The sequence below is a fragment of the Arthrobacter sp. RCC_34 genome (genome assembly GCF_041360795.1).
Taxonomy (GTDB): Bacteria; Actinomycetota; Actinomycetes; order Actinomycetales; family Micrococcaceae; genus Arthrobacter_E.
In genome coordinates this window covers 576996-597779 of sequence record NZ_JBFUPW010000002.1, presented here as the reverse complement: position 1 = coordinate 597779, position 20784 = coordinate 576996, and the positions used below count along the sequence as shown (strand labels likewise).

The window sequence follows — 20784 nt, the reverse complement described above, 5'->3', positions numbered from 1 at the left end:
TGGTGTGTGGCAGAGGGGACGGGTCCTTCCGGGGTGCGCCCGTCCTGAGGCCATTTTGCCGCAGGGCGGGCGCCAGGTCCCAAGCGGGTCCGGATTCCGGAGTCCGGGAGCGTCATCTGCCGCATCCGTTATTCAGAGAGAGTCCAAATAAGCTAGACTAGGGGGCGGCGTTCTAAGCTTGACGACATGAAGCTTGGGCGCGGACGCCATGGCGCACACGACGCGAGTGAGGGTAGGACGGGATGACTGATCTGATCGACACCACGGAGATGTACCTGCGGACCATCCTGGAGCTGGAAGAGGAGAAGATCGTCCCCCTCCGTGCCCGGATCGCGGAGCGTCTCCATCACTCCGGGCCGACCGTCTCCCAGACGATCGGCCGGATGGAGCGCGACGGCCTCGTGGTGGTGACGGGCGACCGGCACCTGGAGCTGACGGATCACGGACGACGCCGCGCGGTCGAGGTCATGCGCAAACACCGCCTCGCGGAGCGGCTCCTCTCTGATGTGATCGGCCTGGACTGGGCGTTCGTCCACGACGAGGCCTGCCGCTGGGAGCACGTGATGAGCGAACGGGTGGAGCGCCGTATCTACGAATTGCTGGGTCACCCGACCGATTCGCCGTACGGAAACCCGATCCCCGGACTCGAGCAGCTGGGCGGTCTGGCGGGCGAACCGTTCGCCGCAGGTCTGATGACTCTCGTCCAGGCCATGAATGAGTACGCCCCGGGGTCCGTGGTGACGGTCCGTCGCCTGGCGGAACCGGCGCAGGTGGAGCCGGAGCTGCTGCAGCAGCTCGATGAGGGCGGGATCCGCCCGGGAGCGACCATCGGTCTCGAACGTGCCGGAGATTACATCGCGGTGCGGGTGGCCGGCATTGAGGGCGCTCTGGAGCTGCCGCCCGAAGTCGCAGCCCACGTCTTCGTCTCGCTCGGCTGAATGCCGCGCTGAGCTGCAACGTCACTCTTCAGAACGCGTCCGCGGCTCCGCGGGCGCGTTCTTCGCGTCCGTCGTCGGTGGCCGTGGGTTTATCCACATACTAGATAACGAATTTATTACTCTTGGGCCCGTTCGCGTATAGTGATGTCTCAGCGCTGAAACCTAAGCGTGACCTGTTTCGTACGCCGAGCTCTGCTGGCGAAACCAGGGTGTGAAGCATGACAGCAGAGGCGGGGGAACCATTTCCGGCGGCCTGGAATCAGGTCGTCTTGGGGTGAAGCCCGCGGCGGTGCTGGGAACTTTTCAGAGGCGGTGCAAGCCGTTCCCCCTGGATTCCCGTGTGCCTCCGCAGGCCGGGCAGCTGACTCTCAGGCCCGAATCCGACAGCTAACTTCGAAGGCGCTATGAGAGGGAATGCATACGTGAGCAATGACAAGCTGCGCGGACGTCGTCGCGCGAGTGGTCCGGCACCCCAGGCCGGAGGTCCCGCGCGGACCGTTCTTCCGTCGACGCCCCGTAAGGCGAAGCGGAGGGGCCCTCTGCAGCAGATCACCGATCTGGCAGTGAAGAGCGGCGCCATCCACAAGGGTGGCCTCGCGCTCGCAGCAGGCGGCCTCGCTCTGACCATCGCTTTCCCCGCCAGCTCCGGTCCGCTGGCCGAAGCGGCCGGCAGGGATGGCGCGCAGACCACGGTCGGCATCACCGCCAGTGGCGCCGTTCAGGCTCCCGTCACCGCCTCCACCGGGGCGAAGATCTCCTTCAGCCGCACGTCGGCCACCACCAAGCAGGATCCCGACGCCCGCCTGAAGGCCCTCATGAGCGCTCAGTCCGGCAAGGTGACCCCCGCGGCCGCCAAGGGTTCGCTGGGCTCCCCGCTCGCCTCGCTGACCGAGGCGTCGCCCTTCGGCTGGCGCATCAACCCCCTCGGCGGTCCGTCCGACTTCCACAGCGGCGAAGACTTCGTGGCCCAGTGCGGCACCCAGGTCATGGCTGCGGCGGCCGGCAAGGTCGTCTTCACCGGCTGGGTGGACACCGGCGGCGGAAACCGCGTCGTGGTCGATCACGGCAATGGTCTTGAGACCACCTACAACCACCTGAGCTCCTTCACCGTGCAGCCCGGACAGACCGTCCAGCGCGGCGATGTCGTGGCGCTCAGTGGCACCACCGGCGCCTCCACGGGCTGCCACCTCCATTTTGAAGTGATGGTCAACGGCCAGGTCGTCGACCCGTCCGGATGGCTCTGATCGAGAGCCATCTCTCGGTCTCGGCGAATGTTCCGTAACCTTAACGTGACATTCTGCCGAGACTCCTGTAATTTATAGATCGCGCCTCCTCGTAAGAGGGGGAGCCCTGGGTTGGATTGCCGAGCTCTGCCACCAACCGAGGTCCGTTCGTTACTACTTCGTCTGGCAGAGGCGGGGGAACCAATTCTGGCCTTGCGTGCAAGGCCTTGGGGTTAAGTCGTCAGTTCGCGAAAGCGACGGACGGCCGGATGGCTCCCATCCGAATCCGACAGCTCACCTCGTAGGCATCGGGAGAGGCTTTTCCTTGTCTTTTGGCACTACCTCTGCGCGCCATCGCGCTAAGCAGGCACCCAACACTTCGCTTCTTGAAATCTCCAAGGCCGTTTCTTCGAACGCCGGATCCATGGGCCGTCAGGCCGCAGTGATCGCCGCGGCTTCGGGCCTGGTGCTCACCAGCGGCATCGCCGCCAACGCCGCGGAGACCAGCGTTCAGCGCGATTCCTCCGCAGCAACCACCCTCGAGGTCAAGGCTGCTCCGCAGGCCGTGGCCGCATCCTCCACCGCCAAGCTCAGCTTCGTCCGCACCGCGGTCAAGACCGAGCCGGCTCCGGTCGTCGAGGCCCCCGTCGTCGAGGCTCAGTCCAACACTGAGACCCAGACCGCTCCGGTCGCCGACAACACGGCCAACACCAACACCAACACCCAGGTGACCGGTTCGAACGTCGCGGCTGCCGCTCCGGCGCCGAAGACGGTCAACGCCGCCGCCGCTTCCGGCAAGGGCGCTGCAATCGCTGCTGCCGCTCTGGCTCAGCTCGGCGTCAACCAGGACTGCACCGCTCTGGTGTCGAACTCCCTGCGCGCCGTGGGCATCAACTTCCACGACTGGCCTGCCGGTTACCTTTCCCTCGGACGTACGGTGTCCGCCGCTGAAGCTCAGCCCGGCGATGTCATCTACTACGCCGACGGTGGCGTCGGTGTGCCTCACGTGGCCGTCTACATCGGCAACGGCCAGGCCGTGCACGGTGGATTCCTCGGTTACACCACCAAGGTCTACGACGCGTTCGTCGGCTCCGGCCCCGTCTTCATCCGCGTGGGTGGCTAAGACCACGGTCTGAACCGCCAGCCCCTCCCGCTGGAGATTGTCAGAAGGACCCCGCCTGTGGCGGGGTCCTTCTGTCGTTAAGCCGGGAATTGTCGCAGGCGCCAACGAGGGGTGAATTTTTCGCGCGACACGTCCGCAATGTGGTCCAAGGCATCGCGCACGCGCCCGGGCGTGTTTAGGCTGGTTACGTCGATCCATAGCCCGGACACGCCGGGGGCAGCCGGCCCTCGTGCCCCTGCCGGGTGCGGCCGTGAAGAGGTATGTGCATGCGCACTCTCGTTCTGAATGCTGGATATGAACCGCTCGCGGTGGTCACCTTCCGCCGGGCGCTCGTCCTTGTGCTGGCTGGAAAGGCCAGCGTGGTCTCGGAGGGCGGCGAACCCGTCGTCGGCCCCCGTGAAGTCCTGGGACGGCCCTCGGTGATCCTGCTGAACCGCTACATCAGACCACGGCACAATGTGGTCTCGACGGTCAGCAGGAGAGGGGTCCTGCGCCGCGACGGTCATCGCTGCGGATACTGCGGCAAGGCCGCGCACACCATCGACCACATCCTGCCGCGGTCCCGCGGCGGACGGGACTCCTGGGAGAACCTCGTGGCGTGCTGCCTCAAGTGCAACAACACCAAGGGCGACCACACTCCTTCGGAGATGGGCTGGCGCCTGCGTTTCAGCCCGCGGCCTCCCGTGGGGACCGTGTGGCAGATCAAGGAGCTGGAGAAGCCCACTCCCGAGTGGAGCGCCTACCTGCCCGCCGAGGACGCCGCCTGAGCCCTGCCCGATGAGCAGCCCGGCCGTCCTGCCGTCCGAGGTCGCTTCGGCGCGCCTCGTCCACCCGGCCGAGGGCTTACCTCGGCGACACGATGGCTCGGGCCCGGCCCCGTCCCGGCTCCCGTTCTAGGCTGGAGTTCTGGCCCGGGAGGCCGGAGCGATGAACGGGACGAGGAGCGGGGAGGCGCCGGCCGATGTCAAAGACGCCGAACTCAGGGACGCCGAGGTCTAAGACGCAGGCGAGCGGCGTCGTGATGCCCATCAGCCGTCGGCGGAGTCTGCACCGCTTCGGGAGCGTCCACCCATGACGGCGCAGGACGGAAAGCCCACCACGAAGCTCAGCTGGGACGAGGCCCGGGGCCTGCTGCAGGACCGCGTGGAGGCCCTTCCCGCCGTCCATGTGCCCTTGACGCAGGCGGCAGGTCTTCTTGCGGCCGAGGACGTCGTCGCCGAGGAGGACGTGCCGTACGGTGCGAGGGCCGCGGTCGACGGCTGGGTGGTCAACGGCAGTCCTCCGTGGGTGATCGCGGAACCGGGGGAGCGCCTGGCGGGTCGTCAGAGCAGCCGTGTCGAGAAGGGCCGGCCGCTGCCTCCCGGCGGCAAAGGTGTGCTCGCCCTCGCGGACGCCCGCGTGACCCTGGACGCCGAGGGGCTCGCCGTCGTCGACCGTGCGCCGGGCGCCCGCCCCGGGGCGCCGCGTAACGGAGAGAACATCGTGTCGTCGGGGCAGGGGCTGTCCGCGGGCGCGCCACTCGTGACCCGTGGTTCGACGCTGGACCCGCTGCGTCTCGCATTGCTGGCCGGAGCAGGCCTCGACACCGTCGCCGCCATTCCGAAGCCCCGCGTTCAGGTGGTGCAATCGGGCCGCCTGGTGACTCAGGGCCGTCCCGGGTGGGGCGAGGACCGGGATGCGCTGGGACCCGTTCTAGGACTGCTGCTGGACGCCTGGGACGTCGTGGTCGAGAACAGGGCCAGGATCTCCGGCACGGCGGCGGAGTGGCGCACGGCGTTGGAGGAGGACGCCGACGGCGCGGCGGCCCCCGTCGACGTCGTCGTGACGGTCGGCGGAACCGGAGCGGGCGAGGAAGACCATCTGCGCGAGGCGCTGGAGGCGCTCGGCATCGACTACGTGGTGGATGGCTTGTCCTGCGAACCACTTCAGACCGCGGTGGCGGGCGTGCTGCCGGACGGCCGCCATGTCCTCGGCCTGCCCGGCGCACCCGGCGAAGCGCTGACAGCGCTGGCATTGCTGGGGGAGCCCCTGTTCGCGGCCCTGGGGCGCCGTGAGGCTCAGGCTTTCCGCTCCGTGCCCTCGGGACGCGCCCTGGAGGCTGAGCTGCGCCCTACGCGTCTGGTGCCCGGCCACACGGTCTTCGGCATGGCCTCGCCCTGCGGGCCGGGCCACGGTCTGGCCGAGTGGGCTGGGGCCGAGCTGCTCCTGGCGGTGCCGCCCCACGGGGTGCGGATGGGCGAGGAGCTGATGGCTCTTCCGCTGCCCTGGAAGCGCAGCGAGCGGGGTGCGGGCACTCCGAAGCCGGCGAGGTCAGGGGCGTCGCCGTCGTCGCGCCCCGAAGCCGCCTCACCGGAAGGCAAGCGTCCTCCCAAGGCCGCCCGGAGCTCGGAGCCGATCGATTGGGCGGCCCAGGACTGGGACTCGATCCGAACCCCGCCGGAGCCGGATCACAGCGGCCCCGACGGGTCCTGACCTGGCACCCGACAGGCGGATCCGCCGGTCGTTACTTCGCCTCACCCTCGAACAGGGCCTTGTGGGCGAACCCGGCGATCAGGCCGCCGGCGATCGGCGCCACGATCGAGGCCCAGAGCTGCGCCAGCGCGGCAGGGCCGCCGTAGACGGCCGTGGCGATGGAGCGGGCCGGATTGAAGGAGCCGTTCGTCACGGGGATGGCGAGAAGGGCGATGACCACCAGGGTGAGCCCAATGGCCAGCGGCGCCAGCTTCCCTGCGCCGCGTTTGCCCGTGACGGCGAGGATGACGGTGACGAACAGGGCGGTCGCGACGATCTCGGCGATGAAGAACGACGCCGCGTTGTAGCCACCGGGCGACAGCGCGCCCCAGCCGGTGGAGGCGAAGCCACCCTTCTGGGCGGCGGCAAGGGCGTCGTCCTTGCCGCCGGCGAGGATGGCGACCAGGGCGGTCGCGCCCAGGACGGCGCCGATGACCTGCGCCACCAGGTAGGCCGCGACGTCCTTCCACGCGAACCGTCCCGCCGCCGCGAGTCCGAGCGTCACGGCCGGGTTGAAATGGCCGCCGGAGATCGGGCCGAACGCGAACGCCCCGATGATCACGGAGAGCCCCAGCGCCAGGGCGACCCCGAGGAAGCCGACGTTGAGGCCGCCCTCGCCGGCGGCGAATCCTGCGGTGAAGAGCGCGGTGCCGATGACACCGAAGACCAGGAAGAACGTGCCGACGATCTCGGCCCCGAGCTTGGCGGCCACGGAGGGAGCAGCAGTCGTCATTGACTCAGACATGTTTCCTCTTTCGAATAACTCACAATAAAGGGTGGATAACATGCCCATGCTAGGGATCGCCGAGGTCTGGACCAATAATCACTGGAGGGTGATGCCGCCACGAGCCGTAAGTGGGCGGTTGTGACTGTTCCGGGGGCCCACGTGCGGTGCGAACGGCCAGAGAGTGGCGTGGCCGGCGGGCGCGGGGAGAGGGAGCTCTGCCGCAGGTAACTGACGATCTGACGTCAAACAGGTCACAAACCTGTTTCCAGCATGACCTGACGGAGACTCCCGGGAGCCTTTTCCGAAGCGTGAGAGGGCCGTTAAAAGGCTGAGCGGTGGCGAACCCCCCGGTTCGCCGCCGCTCATCCCCCCAATGTGTGAGCGCCTCCCCAGACGCCACGATCACACGTTTTCTATTATCCCAGGTTCTGTACAAAACACATCCGTGATCAGATCACCGTTTGGTAAAGGTTCGCGTACTGACTAGTTCGGGCCCCAGGCCTCGGGAGCGATGGCCCGCCCCGCAGTGACCTTTGCGCGGCCTCTCGGGCCTCTGTTAGAGTTTTTGCCCGGAGCCCGCCGCGCCGGATACCCCCCAAGTTCGGAGCGGCGGGTTTTTCCCTGTCCCGGAACGGCCTCACCGCGGAACCAGGCCGCCGGATCACGTCCGAGGAGGACAAGCCATGAGTATGGACCGGGCGGCGATGAGCTCCCTTTACAACCTTTCCCGCGCGCAGGAAGGCCGGCGCCCCTTCTCCCGGGAGACCATCCGCCGCGTCCTGGCGTTCGCCGTCCCGCACCGCGCGCGCCTGACCGGATTCATCCTGCTGTCCATCGTGGCGGCCTTCCTGGCCGTGGCCACGCCGCTGCTCGCGGGGCAGGTCGTCGATGCGATCGTCGCGGGCCGGGACGTGGACCTCGTGGTGCGGCTCGCGGTGCTCATCGCGGTCGTCGCCGTGGCCGAGGCGGGCGTCGGGCTGCTGGTCCGGTGGTTCTCCGCGACGATCGGCGAGGACGTCATCCTGGACCTCCGCACCGCGGTCTTCGACCATGTGCAGCGCATGCCGGTCGCGTTCTTCACCAGGACCCGCACGGGAGCCCTCGTCAGCCGTCTGAACAATGACGTGGTCGGCGCGCAGGCGGCCTTCGCCGGAACGCTGTCCTCGGTGGTCAGCAACCTGGTCTCCCTGACGCTGACGCTCGTGGTCATGCTCGACAAATCCTGGCTCGTCACCCTCCTCGCGCTGGTCCTCCTCCCGCTGTTCCTGGTGCCCGCGCGGCTCATGGGCGGACGGCTGGCCGCACTGCGCCGTGAAGCCGCCGCCCAGAACGCCTCCATGGGCACCCAGATGACGGAACGGTTCTCCGCGCCCGGCGCGACCCTCATCAAACTCTTCGGCCGTCCCGCGGACGAGTCCCGGGAGTTCGAAGCCCGCGCGCATCGGGTCCGGGACATCGGCGTCCGGGCCGCCATGCTCCAGTTCACGTTCGTCACGAGCCTGACGCTCGTCTCCGCGCTCGCGCTGGCCCTCGTCTACGGCGTCGGTGGCTGGCTGGCGCTGCACGGGACGCTGGGAGCGGGCGACGTCGTCGTGCTGGCACTGCTCCTCACGCGTCTGTACGTGCCGCTCACCGGCCTCAGCAACGCACGCGTCGAGATCATGAGCGCGCTCGTGAGTTTCGAGCGCGTCTTCGAGGTCCTGGACCTCCGGCCCATCATCCGCGAGGTCGAGCAGCCGCGGACGCTGCCCACGGGGGCACTCGCCGTCGAGTTCAAGGACGTCCGGTTCTCCTACCCCTCCGCCGAGCAGGTGTCCCTCGCCTCGCTGGAGGATGTGGCGGTGCTGGACTCCCGGGGTGGCGAGGAGGTGCTGCACGGTCTGAGCTTCCGCGCCGAACCGGGGCAGACCGTGGCGCTGGTCGGCTCGTCCGGCGCCGGCAAGTCCACCGTGGCACAGCTGCTCGCACGGCTGTACGACGTCGACGCGGGAGCGGTGCTGCTGGGCGGCGTCCGGCCCGGCGAGGGCGTCGACGTCCGTGAACTGAGCTTCGATTCGCTGCGGCAGGGCGTCGGGATGGTGACGCAGGACGGCCATCTGTTCCACGAGACCATCGGTTCGAACCTCCGCCTGCCGCGGCCGGATGCGAGCGATGACGAGCTCTGGGACGCCCTCCGCCAGGCCCGGCTCGAGGACATGGTCCGGTCCCTGCCCGACGGCCTGGACACCGTGGTGGGGGAGCGGGGCTACCGTCTTTCCGGCGGCGAACGCCAGCGGCTGACGATTGCGAGGCTCCTGGTGGCCGGCCCGCGCGTCGTCATCCTCGACGAAGCGACCGCCGCCCTGGACTCCGCGAACGAAGCCGCCGTGCAGGAGGCACTCGCGGCCGCGCTGAGCGGGCGGACCGCCGTCGTGATCGCTCACCGGCTCTCCACGATCCGGGACGCCGACCAGATCCTGGTGGTCGAGGGAGGCCGGATCGTCGAGCGGGGAACTCACACCGAACTGCTCAGCGCCGGTCGACGCTACGCCGAGCTGTACACCACGCAGTTCGCCGAGGCCCACGACGCACTGACTGAAGCCGGTCAGGACCTCGGGGCGCCGTCGTCGGAGGACGGGGAGGGCGGCACGCCCTCACGAAGCTGAGCGGTTCGCAGCGTCACTTGGCCGTGGGTTTGCCGTTCACGGTGGACCGTTCCGGCGGCGTGAGGGGGTTCTGGCTGAACGCGTCCCGCGGCTGGAGGGAGAAGCCCTGCCAGTGCACGTCCATGGGACTCTGATCCTCGTCGCGCGGCACATGGTGATAGGAGACGGCCACCCAGGAGACGACGTCGTCGAGCTTCTCCCCGGACACGAACTGAGGGATCCCGGCGGAGGGGCAGCCTGCGGACAGGTTCTGGGTGGCGTACCGCTCACAGTCTTTGAACCGGGTGAACGCCACGTCATAACCGAAGGCCGCATCGCCAGCACCGGGTCCGGCCTGGCCGGCGTGGTCGCCATGGCTGTGCGGGGTGTAGCCGTCGCTCTGGTCGAGCTGGATGCGGTAGGACACCTGATGGCCGTCCGGGTTCCTGGCGCCGCCCAGGACACGCCACCAGCGGCGGTCGTCCCGCAGCCGCTGGGTCTCGGTGGCGAGCGGGGTGAAGGTGCCGTTCACAATCGCCGCGTCCTTGCCGCGCTGTCCCGTGAAGTCCGCGTTGTACTCCTGGACGCTCTGGTTCCCCGGCAGTCCCCAGTGGATCCGCCAGACCGCGTTGTGGCTGTGGCTCGTGGCGCCCTCTGCGGCGCCCGGGCCGACGGGAGAGCCGTGCTCGGCGTCGTGGGAGTAGTCCTCCGGGGAGAGATCGCCGGTGGCGCCGAGGCGCGGGGTGATGCTTCCGTCTTCGCCGAAGCTGTACAGGGAGAGGTATTCGTACCAGCCCACCACCGAGAGTGTGCTGATCTCGAAGGAGCGGCCACGCTGGGCGACAGGGCTGCCGGTGTATTCGCTGCGGCGGCCCAGGCCGGCGTCGACCTCTTCCGTGCAGAGCACCTCACGGGTCTCCGAGCCGCCGACCGCTCCGGAGCCGAAATCGGGCAGCGTCGTCGCGACCCTCGTGCCGGCGCATTCGGCGGAGCCGAGCGTCTTCATGTTCCGCCCGCCGAAGCCGTGCTCGGTGATGTCCTTGGTGGTGCGGACGCCGGTGTCATAGGGGACCTCCAGCTGCGAGAGCGAGATCTCCTGGACGACCGGCAGCGTCTCCTGGCCCGGCGCCGTGTAGCCCACCTTGGAGAGGGTGAGGCCCTGCTGGGGATCGACGCTCCAGCACATGGTCCAGGAGCTGCCGGCCGGGAACCGGTGGGTGAGGGTCTTGGCGCCGTCGCCGCACTCCGGCGCCGCTGGGCCGGCCCCGGAGGAGGGCGACGACGCCGGCGCAGGTTCCGCGGAAGCGGTCCGGCCGGGTGCCGCGAGGGTTCCCCCGGCCCACCCGCCGAGGAAGACGAGCACTGCGACAGCGAGGGCGAGAAGGAGCTTGGTCTTCCGGGTCACCGTTCCTCCTGGAAGGTTCTGAGGAGCCTGGCGGCCTGCCAGGCGGCGGACACGCCGAGGGTGTGCCGTCCGGTGACGGCACACCCTCGGGTGGTGCTGGCAGCGGTCAGCAGCCGGCCGGGGTCGCCTTCGCGGAGGACTTGCCCAGGTCCAGACGTGCGCCGTCGGCGGACTTCAGGAAGGACAGGCTCAGGGCCGAGAGCGAATGCGAGCTCGGCACCGGGGCGCCGCCCGCAGGGGTGCAGGTTTCGGTGCTCTGGCTGTTGACCTTCACGGAGACCACCTGGGTGGCCGCGGTGAAGACCGGCTGGAGCATGTTCACCACGGTGGAGGTGAACCCGAACTTGATCTGGTTGATCAGCAGATCGAACACCCCGTCGCCGGCGTTGGCGATCACCAGGTTGTAGACCGGGCGGAAGACCGTGCCCACCACATTGGCGGACTTGGCGAGCGTGGTCACGAGGCTGCCGACCACTCCGCCGAGCAGTCCGCTGCTGTTGTTGACCGGGGCCGGGAGCGTGCCGGTCGCCGCCTGCTTCAGGGTGAAGCTCCAGGTGATGTTGAGTCCGTTGGGGCTGAGCAGGAGCGGACCGACCCAGCTGAGCTTGATCTTCACGGCGTCGAGCGAGTTCTCCACCGCGCCGACGGCGATGTTGGTCGCGTCATGCATCAGATCGTGGACCGTCTGCGCGATCAGCGGGTAGTCCTTGGAGTCGATGAGCTCCTTGTTCGGGCTCTGCGAGTTCAGCCCGCCGGACGCGAGCTGATCCAGGTGGACCTTGACGGTGCCGGTGGAGAGATCGATGGTGACGAGCTTGTTCTTGGACGTGAGCGGCTGGGCCAGCAGCTTCGCGAACACCTTGTCGCGCGTGTTGCTCTGGACGGTCAGCGTGGGCGTCGGAAGGACGACGCCGAGCAGCCCGTTGAGCTTGTTCAGCGGCACGCCCTGATTGACGATCTGCTCGATCTTCCGGTCCACGGCGCCCAGACCGTTGTACAGCTGTGCCGCCGCGTTCTTCACGGCGGAGGACTTCACGGTGACATCCGCCTGGCCCACGCGGTAGCGGCCCGGGCCGCCGACGCCGTCGGGGTCCTGCAGCCGGCCGTTGACGAAGCTGGTCTCGGAGGAGAAAGCGCCGAGGTCGAGCGTGACGCTGTCCACGAGGCCCGCCGGGATCGTGGATCCCGCGCCGGCCTTGATCAGGTCGATATGGGCAGCCTGAGACGGATCGCCGGTGGTGGTGAAGGTGAAGTTCTGCCCGAGCGCCCCTGACGCGCCACGGGAGTCCTGGGCCGAGCCTGCTTGGCTGATGCTGGTCAGCAGACCACCGGAGTCCAGCCGGACCAGGCTGGAGAGCGCCACGGATGCTCCGCCGATCGTCGTGCTCGCGGATCCGAGCTGCACATCGTTCGGCACGTAACCGTAGTTGGGGCCTGGGTTGGAGGGGTAGGCGGCGGAGCTGCCGCCCCAGGTCACGGCATTCTTCCCTGTAAAGGACACCGAGACGGGGGCGGAGGAGGCGGAGGACGGCGACGGGGTGTCGGCGACGGCGGGCGAGAGGCCGGCGCTCACGGTGGTGAGCGCCACGACGGCGGTGACGGCGCCGAGGCGCCGTCCTTGCTGCCATCGCAAAGAGGCGTGAGAGTGCGGTGATGAGGTCATGACAGATTCCTTAGGAGTGAATGAACCAAGAGATTTCTCTCAAAGGGTGTTGGAACTGACATCACAAACGTTGACATCTTGGTAAATCAGTGTCAATAAGTGTCCACACGCGGGTGTTTTCGGAATGGCAGGAGCCGCGTCTGAGCAATACCTGGACCGCCCTCGGACCTGGGGCTGAACGTCGCACGGGAGCGAAATCTCGCATGCCGGAATTCTTGAAGAACTGAATTCACCATGATGACAGGTGGCGGGGGAGCGGGCCTCCCGGGCCTCAGGACAAGGAAAAGGCCCCGGCCACCACGAGGGTTTCCAAGGCCTTTCCATAGGTCACCGCGAACGGAGGATTTCCTCTGCGGCACACGGTGTCAGTGACGCGTTGCGTCGGGTCAGCGGGCCCCGCGGGTTTCGAGGAGCGCCGGGAGGACGTGTTCGGTCAACAGAGGCGCGAGATCGCCGGGCCACTCGCGCTCCAGGTCGAGCCAGCGGATCGCCTCGATCTCCGCGGCAGGCGTGGCTTCCCAGGCGCCGGGTGCACTGAACACGCTGGCCCTGATGACGGTGTCCGCCTCATTGGCCGCATCCGCGTCCCAGGTGCCCAGGTGCTGGAGATCCTCGGGCCGGATGCTGATGCCGACCTCCTCCGCGAGTTCACGGCTCGCGGCCTGCGCCGCGGTCTCGCCGGGCTCGGGTTTCCCGCCCGGGTGCATGAACTTGTCCGTGCCGCGCTTCCGGACCGTCAGGAGCCGCCCCTCCTGGTCGTAGACACAGACGGCGGACACGGTGAGGAAGTGCGGTGAACTCATGGTTCAGTACCCTAGCAAGCCGGCACTGGGGAGCGGTGTTCCGGTGCGGCCGCACCCGGAAAGCACGGAACCGCGGCACGCTGCTGCGTGCCGCGGTTCCGGCGTCGGACTCTGTGTGCCCTCGATTGGATTCGAACCAACGACACCGGCTTTAGGAGAGCCGTGCTCTATCCCCTGAGCTACGAGGGCGGGCTGACAACGCCCTTAAGCATACAAGCTTGCGGCCTGCGCCTAGGCCTGAGTCTTCTTCCGGCCGCGCACGAGCGCCACGACCGCAGCCGCGAGGCACAGGACGAAGAGCACCCAGCCGGACACCACCAGGAACGAAGCCCAGGCGACGGCTCCCGCGGACGGGGCGGCCGCGGCGAAGAGCGCGTCGACGGCGAAGTTGCCGACGATGCGGACCACCACGAACAGCCCTGTCAGGGACCAGAGTGCGGTGCGGAGCCAGGAGCGGCCGGTGTTGATCCCGATCACGAGCGCCCAGGCCAGGCCGAACAGGAGGGGGAACAGCATGCCTGCGGTCTTGTGCACCCAGTTGAGCTGACCGCGGGCGGCGTCGTCCATGGCGCCGCGCAGCTGCTCGATCGCGGCGGAGTCGAAGCCGAACACCCGCGAATCTGGCATCGTGAGCCCGCCGCTGAGCTGCGTCATCTGGGACAGTGCCATCAGGTGGAGGTACCAGAACATGAACAGGGCTGCGATCACGGCGGCGATGACGAGCATCTTCGCACTGGACTGCGGCTGCTGCGCCGGCTGCTGTCCGGGCTGCTGAGGGGTGGAACGCTGCCTCAGCGGGTTGATCACCGGCGGGGGAGCGGTGTCGGGGACATCGGCCCGGGAGCCGTGCTTCTTGATGCGCTGGGCAGGCGTTTTGGACATGTCCTCCATTATCGCGGATACGCTGGAGTCATGAGCATCGGCCGCCACAGCACCGCCAACCCCGACCCTTCTCTGAGCGACGCCGCCCTGGCCGAAGTGCTGGTCCGGGAGGCCGGTTCACTGGCCCAGCTGATGCGTGCTTCGGGGGTGACCTCGCAGCAGAAGTCCAATGTCGCCGACGTGGTGACGGAGGCGGATCGCGCGGCCGAGGCGTACATCGTGGAGCAGCTCCGGCGCTGCCGTCCGGACGACGGAATCCTCGGCGAGGAGGGCTCGGCCCACCCGTCGGCGAGCGGGCGCACCTGGGTGATCGACCCTGTGGACGGCACCTACAACTTCCTGCGGGGTTCCACCTACTGGTGCTCCGCCGTCGCGCTCGTCACCGAGGAGGATGGCGTGCGCCGACCGCTCCTCGGGGCCGTCCATCAGCCGGAGGAGGACAAGCTCTGGGTCGGCGGGGAGGACCACCCCGCCACGCTCAATGGCAGGCCGCTGAGCGGCCCGGCCACGAAGGATCTGGCGGAGTCCAGTGCGGCCACCTACATCCACCCCACCTGGCTGCAGGATCCGCTGTGCGCCATGCCCTGGCACGCCGCTGCAGTGGGCGCCGCGTCGCTGCGGATGCTCGGATCGGGGTCCTGCGATCTCTCCCGGGTGGCGCAGGGCGAGATCGACTGCTGGTTCCAGCACTCCTGCCCCGACTGGGACTGGTTCCCGGGCGCCGCTCTCGTGCTGGCCTCGGGCGGCGCCGTCGACGTCGTGACGGTCAACGGGCTCCGCTGGTTCCTCGCCGGCAGCACGACGGCGGTCGCCCAGCTGCGTGCCGCGATGCTCACCACGAACGTGAGCGGCTGAGCCCCGGGCCGCCTGGGTGGCGCGGCGCCAGGTCCGCCAGGTCCGCCGGACGAGCAGAGCGAACAGAACGAACAAGAAGGCCCCGGACGGATGTCCGGGGCCTTCTGCGTGCAAGAGAACGGTTCGTGGAACCGGACGGCCTACGGGACGGGCGTTGCGGTGCCCGTGTAGTTGAGGGTGCCGGCGCCGAAGAGGACGGTGCCCGTCGCGAAGACGTTGAGGTCCCAGGTCAGGGTGACGGGGCAGGTGATCTGCAGCAGCGAGGGCAGGCCCACGAGGATGACATTCACGGTGGCGGTGATCCGGGTGGGACGGACCGGGTTGTTTCCGAGGATGTAGGTGCCGTTCGGGAAGGTGATGTTGCTGAACAGCCAGGTGCCCGGCAGGGCGCCGATCTGGCCGAAGGTGCCCGTGGCGGTGCCGAGACCCGTGCCGACGTGGGTGCTGCCGTCGCTCATGGTGAGGGTGGCAGAGGTGACGATCGAGGTGTAAGCCGGCTGGAACAGGCTCAGATTACAGTTGCTGGAATCCATGCCGAACACGCCCGCGAAGGCGAGAGCACCCTTGTTGCCCACCACGATCGACTGGCTGGTGGTGGCGCCGCCGAGCAGGACGCCCGGCTGGATGCAGGTGGGGCAGACCGGTCCGCCGGAAGCGGCGGCCGCGGGGGTGCCGATGGCCGCAGCCAGCACCGGCGTAGCCCATGCGGCGCCGCGGAGAACCCGGCGGCGCTCGATGGACTTGTTCGTCTCGTTACTCATTATTGGCTCCTGGAAGATGCGAGTGATGAGCCGGATCCCTAATTCCGGCTTCCTATGAGTTGTATCACGATGTCAGAGCCTGTTGTCAATGATTTAAAAGTCTGCGACAGGTAGTCATACCGATTTGATAGGTGTCTCTCGGCAGGGCGGAAGGCACCCGCGGCTTTTTCCGTGAACGGGAAAAGTCCCGGACTTGTTCAGAACGCTCCGGAAAAGCGATGACGCCGGCGGACCGGTGGCCGTCGTCGCTCTGACGAATTCCGCAGTTCAGGGATCAGCGCAGTTCAGTAAGCAACGCGGACTTTCAGCGTTCCTCGGCGGCCTCGCGGAGGACGTCCGCGATCTCCTCGACGAAACTCTCCATCTCATCAAGTCCTTCGACGGGGCCTCCGGCAAGATATCCGTCCGCCCCGAGCAGCACCGCGGAGGGAGAACTGGTGAGGCCGAGGGCGTTCCAGGCGAGGCTTTCGTGATCGTAGAGAACACCCTCGGCCGTGGGGATGGAACGGCGGAGCGGTTTGTGCGGCACCGTGCTGAGGATCCTTACATCGACCTCGGGGATGCGTTCGCCCCATTCGGCGACCTTGCCCGCCGCCACGTGGCTCGGCTTGCACACGCAATTGAATGCCACCAGGAGCTGGGGCCTTGCTGACGCGAGTTCCCGTAGGGTCTGCACACCGCCGTCCTCGGATTGCAGGAGAGCCGTGGGAATGGGATCGCGGTCGTAGTCGGCGTCCTCGGGGTCCGGCTCCTCGGAAGCGGGGCGCTGCGGCCCGGCGGCGGCACCGGCCTGATCCTGGCCCGGGCGGGACACGATCAGCCCCGTCAGCGCCAGCAGAAGGGCGCACAGCGCGATCCACCAGAGGCCCGCGGGCTCTTGCGTGACCACGGAGAACACGGTCCCGCCGCCGAAGGCCAGCCACAGGGTGAGCGCACTGAGAACAAGAAGCAGTGAATTCCGGAGGAGGGTCTTTCCGGAAACACTCTGATCGCCGATACGGCCGAAACACCCGCAGTTCGGACGTGGATCAAAAGTCATGGCGCGGGCGATGACCACCCAATAGCCGAGGAACAATGCCGACGACAGCACCGCGGCGACCACAATAGCACCCCGCCACGGAGACAGCAGAAGAACGGCCAGGAGAAGCTCGCCCGCGGGAAGCGCCCACGCGAAATAGTCGTGTCGCAGGAAACCGGGGAGCCGGAGTTCGGTCACCACGCTGAGCGTTGATTCACGGTCCCGCAGCTTGGCGATTCCGCTCAGGACGAGAACGGCCGCGAGACCGATCGGGGCGAGGACAAGCGCATCCGGTGTCAAACTTCCTCCACTGATTCCGTTGATTCCCCTGATTCCTCAGGGGTGTTTCCGTCGCGGTGAAAAGCGACGGAAACGCTCAGTTCCCGTTCTTCAGATTGTTGGCCGCGATGAAATCGGGCATTTTTCCGGCCTTCATCGCATCGGCCAGGCTGTTCGCCTTGGCGGAGTCGAGATTCACGATCGACTGCCCGTCCGGCGACCAGCCGGTGCCGAGAGTCGGGAGCGTGAACATGACCGTGTTCGAGGGCCGGATGTCCTTGAGCTCCACGGCGAGTTCCCCGGCCTTCTGCCCGGTGAACGCCGAGTCCACCGTGATGAAGGGCGAGATCTCGTTGACCACGGAGCTCAGGGTTCCCGGGTTGGCGAGCACCTCCGGCTTGGCGATCTTGCTCATGAGGGCGCGCAAGAAGACGCGCTGGTCCCGCACTCGCTGATAGTCGCCGTCGTTGAAGGCATAGCGCTCACGGACGAAGGCCAGGGCAGTGGTGCCGTCCATGTGCATGGTGCCCTTGGGATAGTGGAAGCCCTCCTTGCCGAAGCCACTGGACGTGAAGGCCACGGGGACGTCCACGTCCACGCCGCCGATCGCGTCGGTGAGGCCCTTGAAGCCCTCGAAGTCGATGAAGGCCACGTGATCGATCCGCTGCTTCAGCAGGCCTTCCACGGTCTGGACGAGGAGTGGGACGCCGCCGAATGCCAGGGCGGCGTTGATCTTGGCTTCTCCGTGCCCGGCGATGGGGATCCAGGTGTCGCGCATGATCGACACGAGGTAGGCGTTCTTCCGGTCTGCGGGCACGTGGAAGAGCATGAGGCTGTCGGCCCGCTGGTCGGACGCCTTCCCCGACTCGGCGGTGTCCTTCGTCGCGCCACGGCTGTCGGAGCCCACCAGCAGGATGTTGATGGCCGCTTTGTCGCCCACCTTGGTGACGGCGGGACGCTGACTCTCCGCGGGGAACGCGGAGGGGAGCTTGGCCGTCTTGGAGTCGAAGGTGTTCATCAGGCTTGCGATGTAGATGAACGCGGCCACCCCGGCGAGCACCACGATCGTGGCGAAGCTGACCAGGGTCCACAGTGCCACCCGCTTCTTCCGCTTGCGGGGCGCGGTCGGATCCGTGGTCGGGGCCGAGGAGGATTCCGGAGGGAGATCGGTGGGGCTCATGGCTTCCTTGGAGTGGCTCGGACGGGAAGAGGTGTTCCCGGGATGGTCAAGTGGTCTTTTCCTGTAGCCTGCTGACGTTGTTCCGCTGGAGAAAGGTGTTCCATGACGCGGGGTTGGCTGGTCACGGCTCGGACGGTCTTCGCCGTGTACATCGTGGCGCTTCTCCTGGTGGTGCTTCTCCCGGCGGACGATGCGCGCCATGTGACGGGTTTCGTCTCCGTCATCGCCGATTTCCTCTCCACGGTCGGAATCCCCCGTCAGCCGGCCGAAGTGACTGTCGAATTCCTGTCCAACATCGTGCTGTTCGGCCCGTGGGGCTTCCTCCTCCGGCTGCTGACCCGCCCGGCCCTTCCCAGCTGGGCGGTGGCGCTCAGCGGGGCTGTTCTGTCCACGGGGATCGAGCTCCTGCAGCTCATCATCCCTGGCCGGGTGACGGCGCTGTCCGATGTCATCGCCAACACGCTGGGCACCCTGGCGGGGGTGCTGCTGCTGAAGGTGGTCCTGGCCATCACGTCCCGCCTCAGTGCGCGAGGTGCCGTGTGAGGCCCGCGGCGATCCGGCGGGTCAGGTCATCGATCTGGCGGCCCACCGCCCGATGCACTTCCTCCGGCAGGTTGATCGGATCACGCACATCGTCCTCCGCCGAGAGGGGCGCCAGATGACGGGCCGACGACGCCGAGCGCACCACCGCACTCACGGCTGAGCCGGCTGCGGCGTCCGCCGGCCGTCCCCACAGCGGTGCGTCACTCGCCGCCGCGCCCTCCTCCGCACGCGGCAGGGCGTCGAGGATCCTGCCGAACTCCGCAAGAGTGAAGGTCCGCTGGGCCGCGGTGGGGTGACGCTTGACGAGGTCGTCCCGCTGGCCCCGCGTCATGGTCAGGACCAGATCCGACGCTCCCACGATCTCCGCCGAGAGCTGCTTCCCGACCGCTCCGGTGGGATCGGCTCCGTACTCCCGGGACAGCGCTGCGGGCCAGGGCTCCATGGGCGCCCCCACCACGGCACGCAGACCCGCGCTGAGCAGTTCGAAATCGCCCAGCCCGGCCTGCCCCAGGCGCGCCCTCAGCAGCTGTTCGGCCAGGGGCGAGCGGCAGATGTTGCCGATGCACACGGTCAGAACAGTCGACGGCGGCCTGCGGGCGGACTGGGCGGAACGGGACATCAGGCCCTGCTACGGTCCCGACGGCGCATGTGGCGCTGCGGCTCGAGCTCCACCGGATCGGTTTCGCTCACCGGGGTGGACTCGGTCACGGGCACGTGGCTGGCGCGCGGGGACTTGTCGCCCGCGTCCTTGCGGTTGTAGTACGTGTAGTACTGGTAGCCGTAGCCCGCGCCCGCGGCGGACTTGCGGGGCACGCCGTTGATGATGATGCCGAGGGGACGGCCCTTGACGCGCTCCAGGTTCTGGAGTGCGCGCTTGAGCTCGTCGTAGGTGCTCTTGCCGGAGCGGGTGACCACCAGGGCGCCGTCGGTCTGGGCCGTCAGGATGGCGGCGTCGGTGACAGGCAGCAGCGGGGGTGCGTCGATCAGGACGATCGCGTGCTTGGCGATGTCCTGCAGCATCTTCTGCATGACATTGGAGCCGAGCAGCTCGCTGGGGTTCGGCGGGACGGAGCCGGCTCCGAGGACGTAGAGGTTGCCGCTGTCGCCCCACGGCTGGAGGACCTCGTTGAGGTTCGCGCGGCCGATCAGCACGTCGGTGAGGCCGATGGTCGTGAGCAGTCCGAAGGTCTTGGCCACGGTGGGGCGGCGGAGATCGCCGTCGACGACGACCACGCGCTGGCCGGACGCCGCGATGGTCTGGGCGAGGTTGGCCACCACGGTGGTCTTCCCCTCGCCGGGGAGGGCGGAGCTGACCACGATGATGCGCGGTGGGTTGTCCACGTCCATGAACTGGAGGTTCGTGCGCAGCTCACGGATGGCCTCGGCCACCGCGTGATCCTGGTGGCTCGTGTTCTCGAGATCGTTGCCACCGTGGGACGAGACGATGCGGTGCGTGCTGTCGAAGTCCTTGTTGAACGGCACCGTGCCGATCACGGACAGACCGGTTTCTGCCTCGACCTGGACGGCGGACCGGACGCGGCGGTCGAAGAGATTCCGCAGCAGCGCGTAGAGCACGGCCACGACCAGGCCGGCCACCAGCCCGATGACCAGGGCGAGCCGGGTGTTGGGAGAGCTCGGGGAGGTGGGGAGCTGAGCCGCGTCGAGGGAGCGGAAGCTCACGATCGACTTCTCCGCGGTGTTCGCGGGACCCTTCTCCAGGGCGTCGACCTGCTTGCCGACCGCACGCACCCAGGCCTCGGCGAGATCACGCGCATCTTCGGGCGTGCCGGCCTGTGCGGTGAATTTCAGGGTCGCGGTGTCCAGCGGATTCTGGGCGGTGACCCGGCTGATGAGCTGTTCCGGCGTCGTGTTCTGGAGCTTGAGATCCGAGATCACGTTTTCCGCCACGGAGCGGGACTTCGCGACATCCAGATAAGCCTTCGCCCGGGACTTGGAATAGTTTTCGCCGATCATGGCGGTTCCGAGGTCCTTGTTCACACCCACGGAAATGATGCCACTGGCATCCGCGCTGTACACCTTCGGCTGCAGCAGGCTCCAGCCGAACGCCACGAGGACGCCCAGGACCGTGATGCCGAGGACGGAAACCCAGTGTGCTCTGAGAATTTTCCAGTAATCGGTCAACTCCATGTAGATATCCCCTTGGTGGTGCGGTGAAGAAAAGTCGCTGCGCCAGTGCAGAAGCCTGGCATCCTGAACATCCTAGCCTGTGGATCTAAAGTGTTACTCAA

General features: G+C 67.8%; 18 protein-coding genes, 1 tRNA gene and 2 riboswitches. Of the genes, 8 read left to right on the top strand and 11 right to left on the bottom strand.

Features of this window, described 5'->3' with window-relative positions:
- Positions 1-242: 242 nt before the first annotated feature.
- From AB6732_RS11415 to AB6732_RS11395, 5 genes are all read left to right on the top strand, one after another.
- A complete protein-coding gene (locus tag AB6732_RS11415) occupies positions 243-938 on the top strand; it encodes a metal-dependent transcriptional regulator (protein WP_370960064.1) in 696 nt (231 codons plus the stop codon).
- Between the two features lie 173 nt (positions 939-1111).
- A riboswitch (cyclic di-AMP (ydaO/yuaA leader) is annotated at positions 1112-1354 on the top strand.
- Positions 1355-1360: 6 nt separating this feature from the next.
- Positions 1361-2182 carry a M23 family metallopeptidase gene (locus tag AB6732_RS11410; protein ID WP_370960063.1) on the top strand — a complete coding sequence of 274 codons (822 nt, stop codon included), beginning with the start codon at positions 1361-1363 and terminating at the stop codon, positions 2180-2182.
- Between the two features lie 110 nt (positions 2183-2292).
- Positions 2293-2483: riboswitch (cyclic di-AMP (ydaO/yuaA leader) on the top strand.
- 3 nt (positions 2484-2486) lie between these two features.
- Positions 2487-3284 (top strand): NlpC/P60 family protein, encoded by a 798-nt coding sequence (locus AB6732_RS11405; protein WP_066214269.1) that lies wholly within the window; start codon positions 2487-2489, stop codon positions 3282-3284.
- A 266-nt stretch (positions 3285-3550) separates the two neighbouring features.
- The gene (locus AB6732_RS11400; RefSeq protein ID WP_370960062.1) at positions 3551-4051 is read left to right on the top strand and encodes an HNH endonuclease; all 501 of its coding nucleotides are present in this window, start codon (positions 3551-3553) and stop codon (positions 4049-4051) included.
- A gap of 304 nt (positions 4052-4355) precedes the next feature.
- A complete protein-coding gene (locus tag AB6732_RS11395) occupies positions 4356-5756 on the top strand; it encodes a molybdopterin-binding protein (protein ID WP_370960061.1) in 1401 nt (466 codons plus the stop codon).
- 31 nt (positions 5757-5787) lie between these two features.
- Here the strand turns inward: AB6732_RS11395 and AB6732_RS11390 are convergent, their stop codons facing one another.
- Complete coding sequence (locus tag AB6732_RS11390) at positions 5788-6540, bottom strand: aquaporin (RefSeq protein ID WP_370960060.1); 753 nt, start codon at positions 6538-6540, stop codon at positions 5788-5790.
- Between the two features lie 665 nt (positions 6541-7205).
- Between AB6732_RS11390 and AB6732_RS11385 the strand changes: the two genes are divergently transcribed.
- Positions 7206-9167 (top strand): ABC transporter ATP-binding protein, encoded by a 1962-nt coding sequence (locus AB6732_RS11385; protein WP_370960059.1) that lies wholly within the window; start codon positions 7206-7208, stop codon positions 9165-9167.
- Between the two features lie 13 nt (positions 9168-9180).
- Here AB6732_RS11385 and AB6732_RS11380 read toward each other — a convergent pair whose 3' ends face one another.
- The 5 genes from AB6732_RS11380 to AB6732_RS11360 all read right to left on the bottom strand — a co-directional run bounded on the left by AB6732_RS11380 (position 9181) and on the right by AB6732_RS11360 (position 13899).
- Complete coding sequence (locus AB6732_RS11380; RefSeq protein WP_370960058.1) at positions 9181-10551, bottom strand: copper amine oxidase; 1371 nt, start codon at positions 10549-10551, stop codon at positions 9181-9183.
- Between the two features lie 106 nt (positions 10552-10657).
- Complete coding sequence (locus AB6732_RS11375) at positions 10658-12214, bottom strand: choice-of-anchor G family protein (protein ID WP_370960057.1); 1557 nt, start codon at positions 12212-12214, stop codon at positions 10658-10660.
- A gap of 386 nt (positions 12215-12600) precedes the next feature.
- Positions 12601-13017, bottom strand: a complete 417-nt coding sequence (locus AB6732_RS11370) for an NUDIX domain-containing protein (RefSeq protein WP_370960056.1) — start codon at positions 13015-13017, stop codon at positions 12601-12603.
- Positions 13018-13133: 116 nt separating this feature from the next.
- A tRNA-Arg gene (locus AB6732_RS11365) sits at positions 13134-13206 on the bottom strand.
- A gap of 42 nt (positions 13207-13248) precedes the next feature.
- Positions 13249-13899 (bottom strand): hypothetical protein, encoded by a 651-nt coding sequence (locus tag AB6732_RS11360; protein ID WP_370960055.1) that lies wholly within the window; start codon positions 13897-13899, stop codon positions 13249-13251.
- A 30-nt stretch (positions 13900-13929) separates the two neighbouring features.
- Between AB6732_RS11360 and AB6732_RS11355 the strand changes: the two genes are divergently transcribed.
- On the top strand, positions 13930-14754 hold the full coding sequence (locus tag AB6732_RS11355; protein WP_370960054.1) for an inositol monophosphatase: 825 nt from the start codon (positions 13930-13932) through the stop codon (positions 14752-14754).
- A 140-nt stretch (positions 14755-14894) separates the two neighbouring features.
- On the opposite strand, the gene AB6732_RS11350 is transcribed toward AB6732_RS11355, so the two are convergent.
- From AB6732_RS11350 to AB6732_RS11340, 3 genes are all read right to left on the bottom strand, one after another.
- Positions 14895-15515, bottom strand: coding sequence for a hypothetical protein (locus tag AB6732_RS11350; RefSeq protein WP_370960053.1), 621 nt, complete (start codon positions 15513-15515; stop codon positions 14895-14897).
- Between the two features lie 304 nt (positions 15516-15819).
- Entirely contained in the window at positions 15820-16833 is a 1014-nt protein-coding gene (locus AB6732_RS11345; RefSeq protein ID WP_370960052.1) for a MauE/DoxX family redox-associated membrane protein, read from the bottom strand.
- A gap of 76 nt (positions 16834-16909) precedes the next feature.
- Complete coding sequence (locus tag AB6732_RS11340; protein WP_370960051.1) at positions 16910-17992, bottom strand: LCP family protein; 1083 nt, start codon at positions 17990-17992, stop codon at positions 16910-16912.
- Positions 17993-18094: 102 nt separating this feature from the next.
- On the opposite strand from AB6732_RS11340, the gene AB6732_RS11335 reads away from it, so the two are divergent.
- On the top strand, positions 18095-18535 hold the full coding sequence (locus AB6732_RS11335; RefSeq protein ID WP_370960050.1) for a VanZ family protein: 441 nt from the start codon (positions 18095-18097) through the stop codon (positions 18533-18535).
- On the opposite strand, the gene AB6732_RS11330 is transcribed toward AB6732_RS11335, so the two are convergent.
- Together AB6732_RS11330 and AB6732_RS11325 are read right to left on the bottom strand one after the other, a co-directional pair.
- Positions 18513-19154, bottom strand: coding sequence for a low molecular weight phosphatase family protein (locus AB6732_RS11330; protein ID WP_370960049.1), 642 nt, complete (start codon positions 19152-19154; stop codon positions 18513-18515). The genes AB6732_RS11335 and AB6732_RS11330 overlap by 23 nt on opposite strands.
- The gene (locus tag AB6732_RS11325; protein ID WP_370960048.1) at positions 19154-20683 is read right to left on the bottom strand and encodes a polysaccharide biosynthesis tyrosine autokinase; all 1530 of its coding nucleotides are present in this window, start codon (positions 20681-20683) and stop codon (positions 19154-19156) included. Before AB6732_RS11325 ends, AB6732_RS11330 begins: the two co-directional genes overlap by 1 nt.
- Positions 20684-20784: the final 101 nt, after the last annotated feature.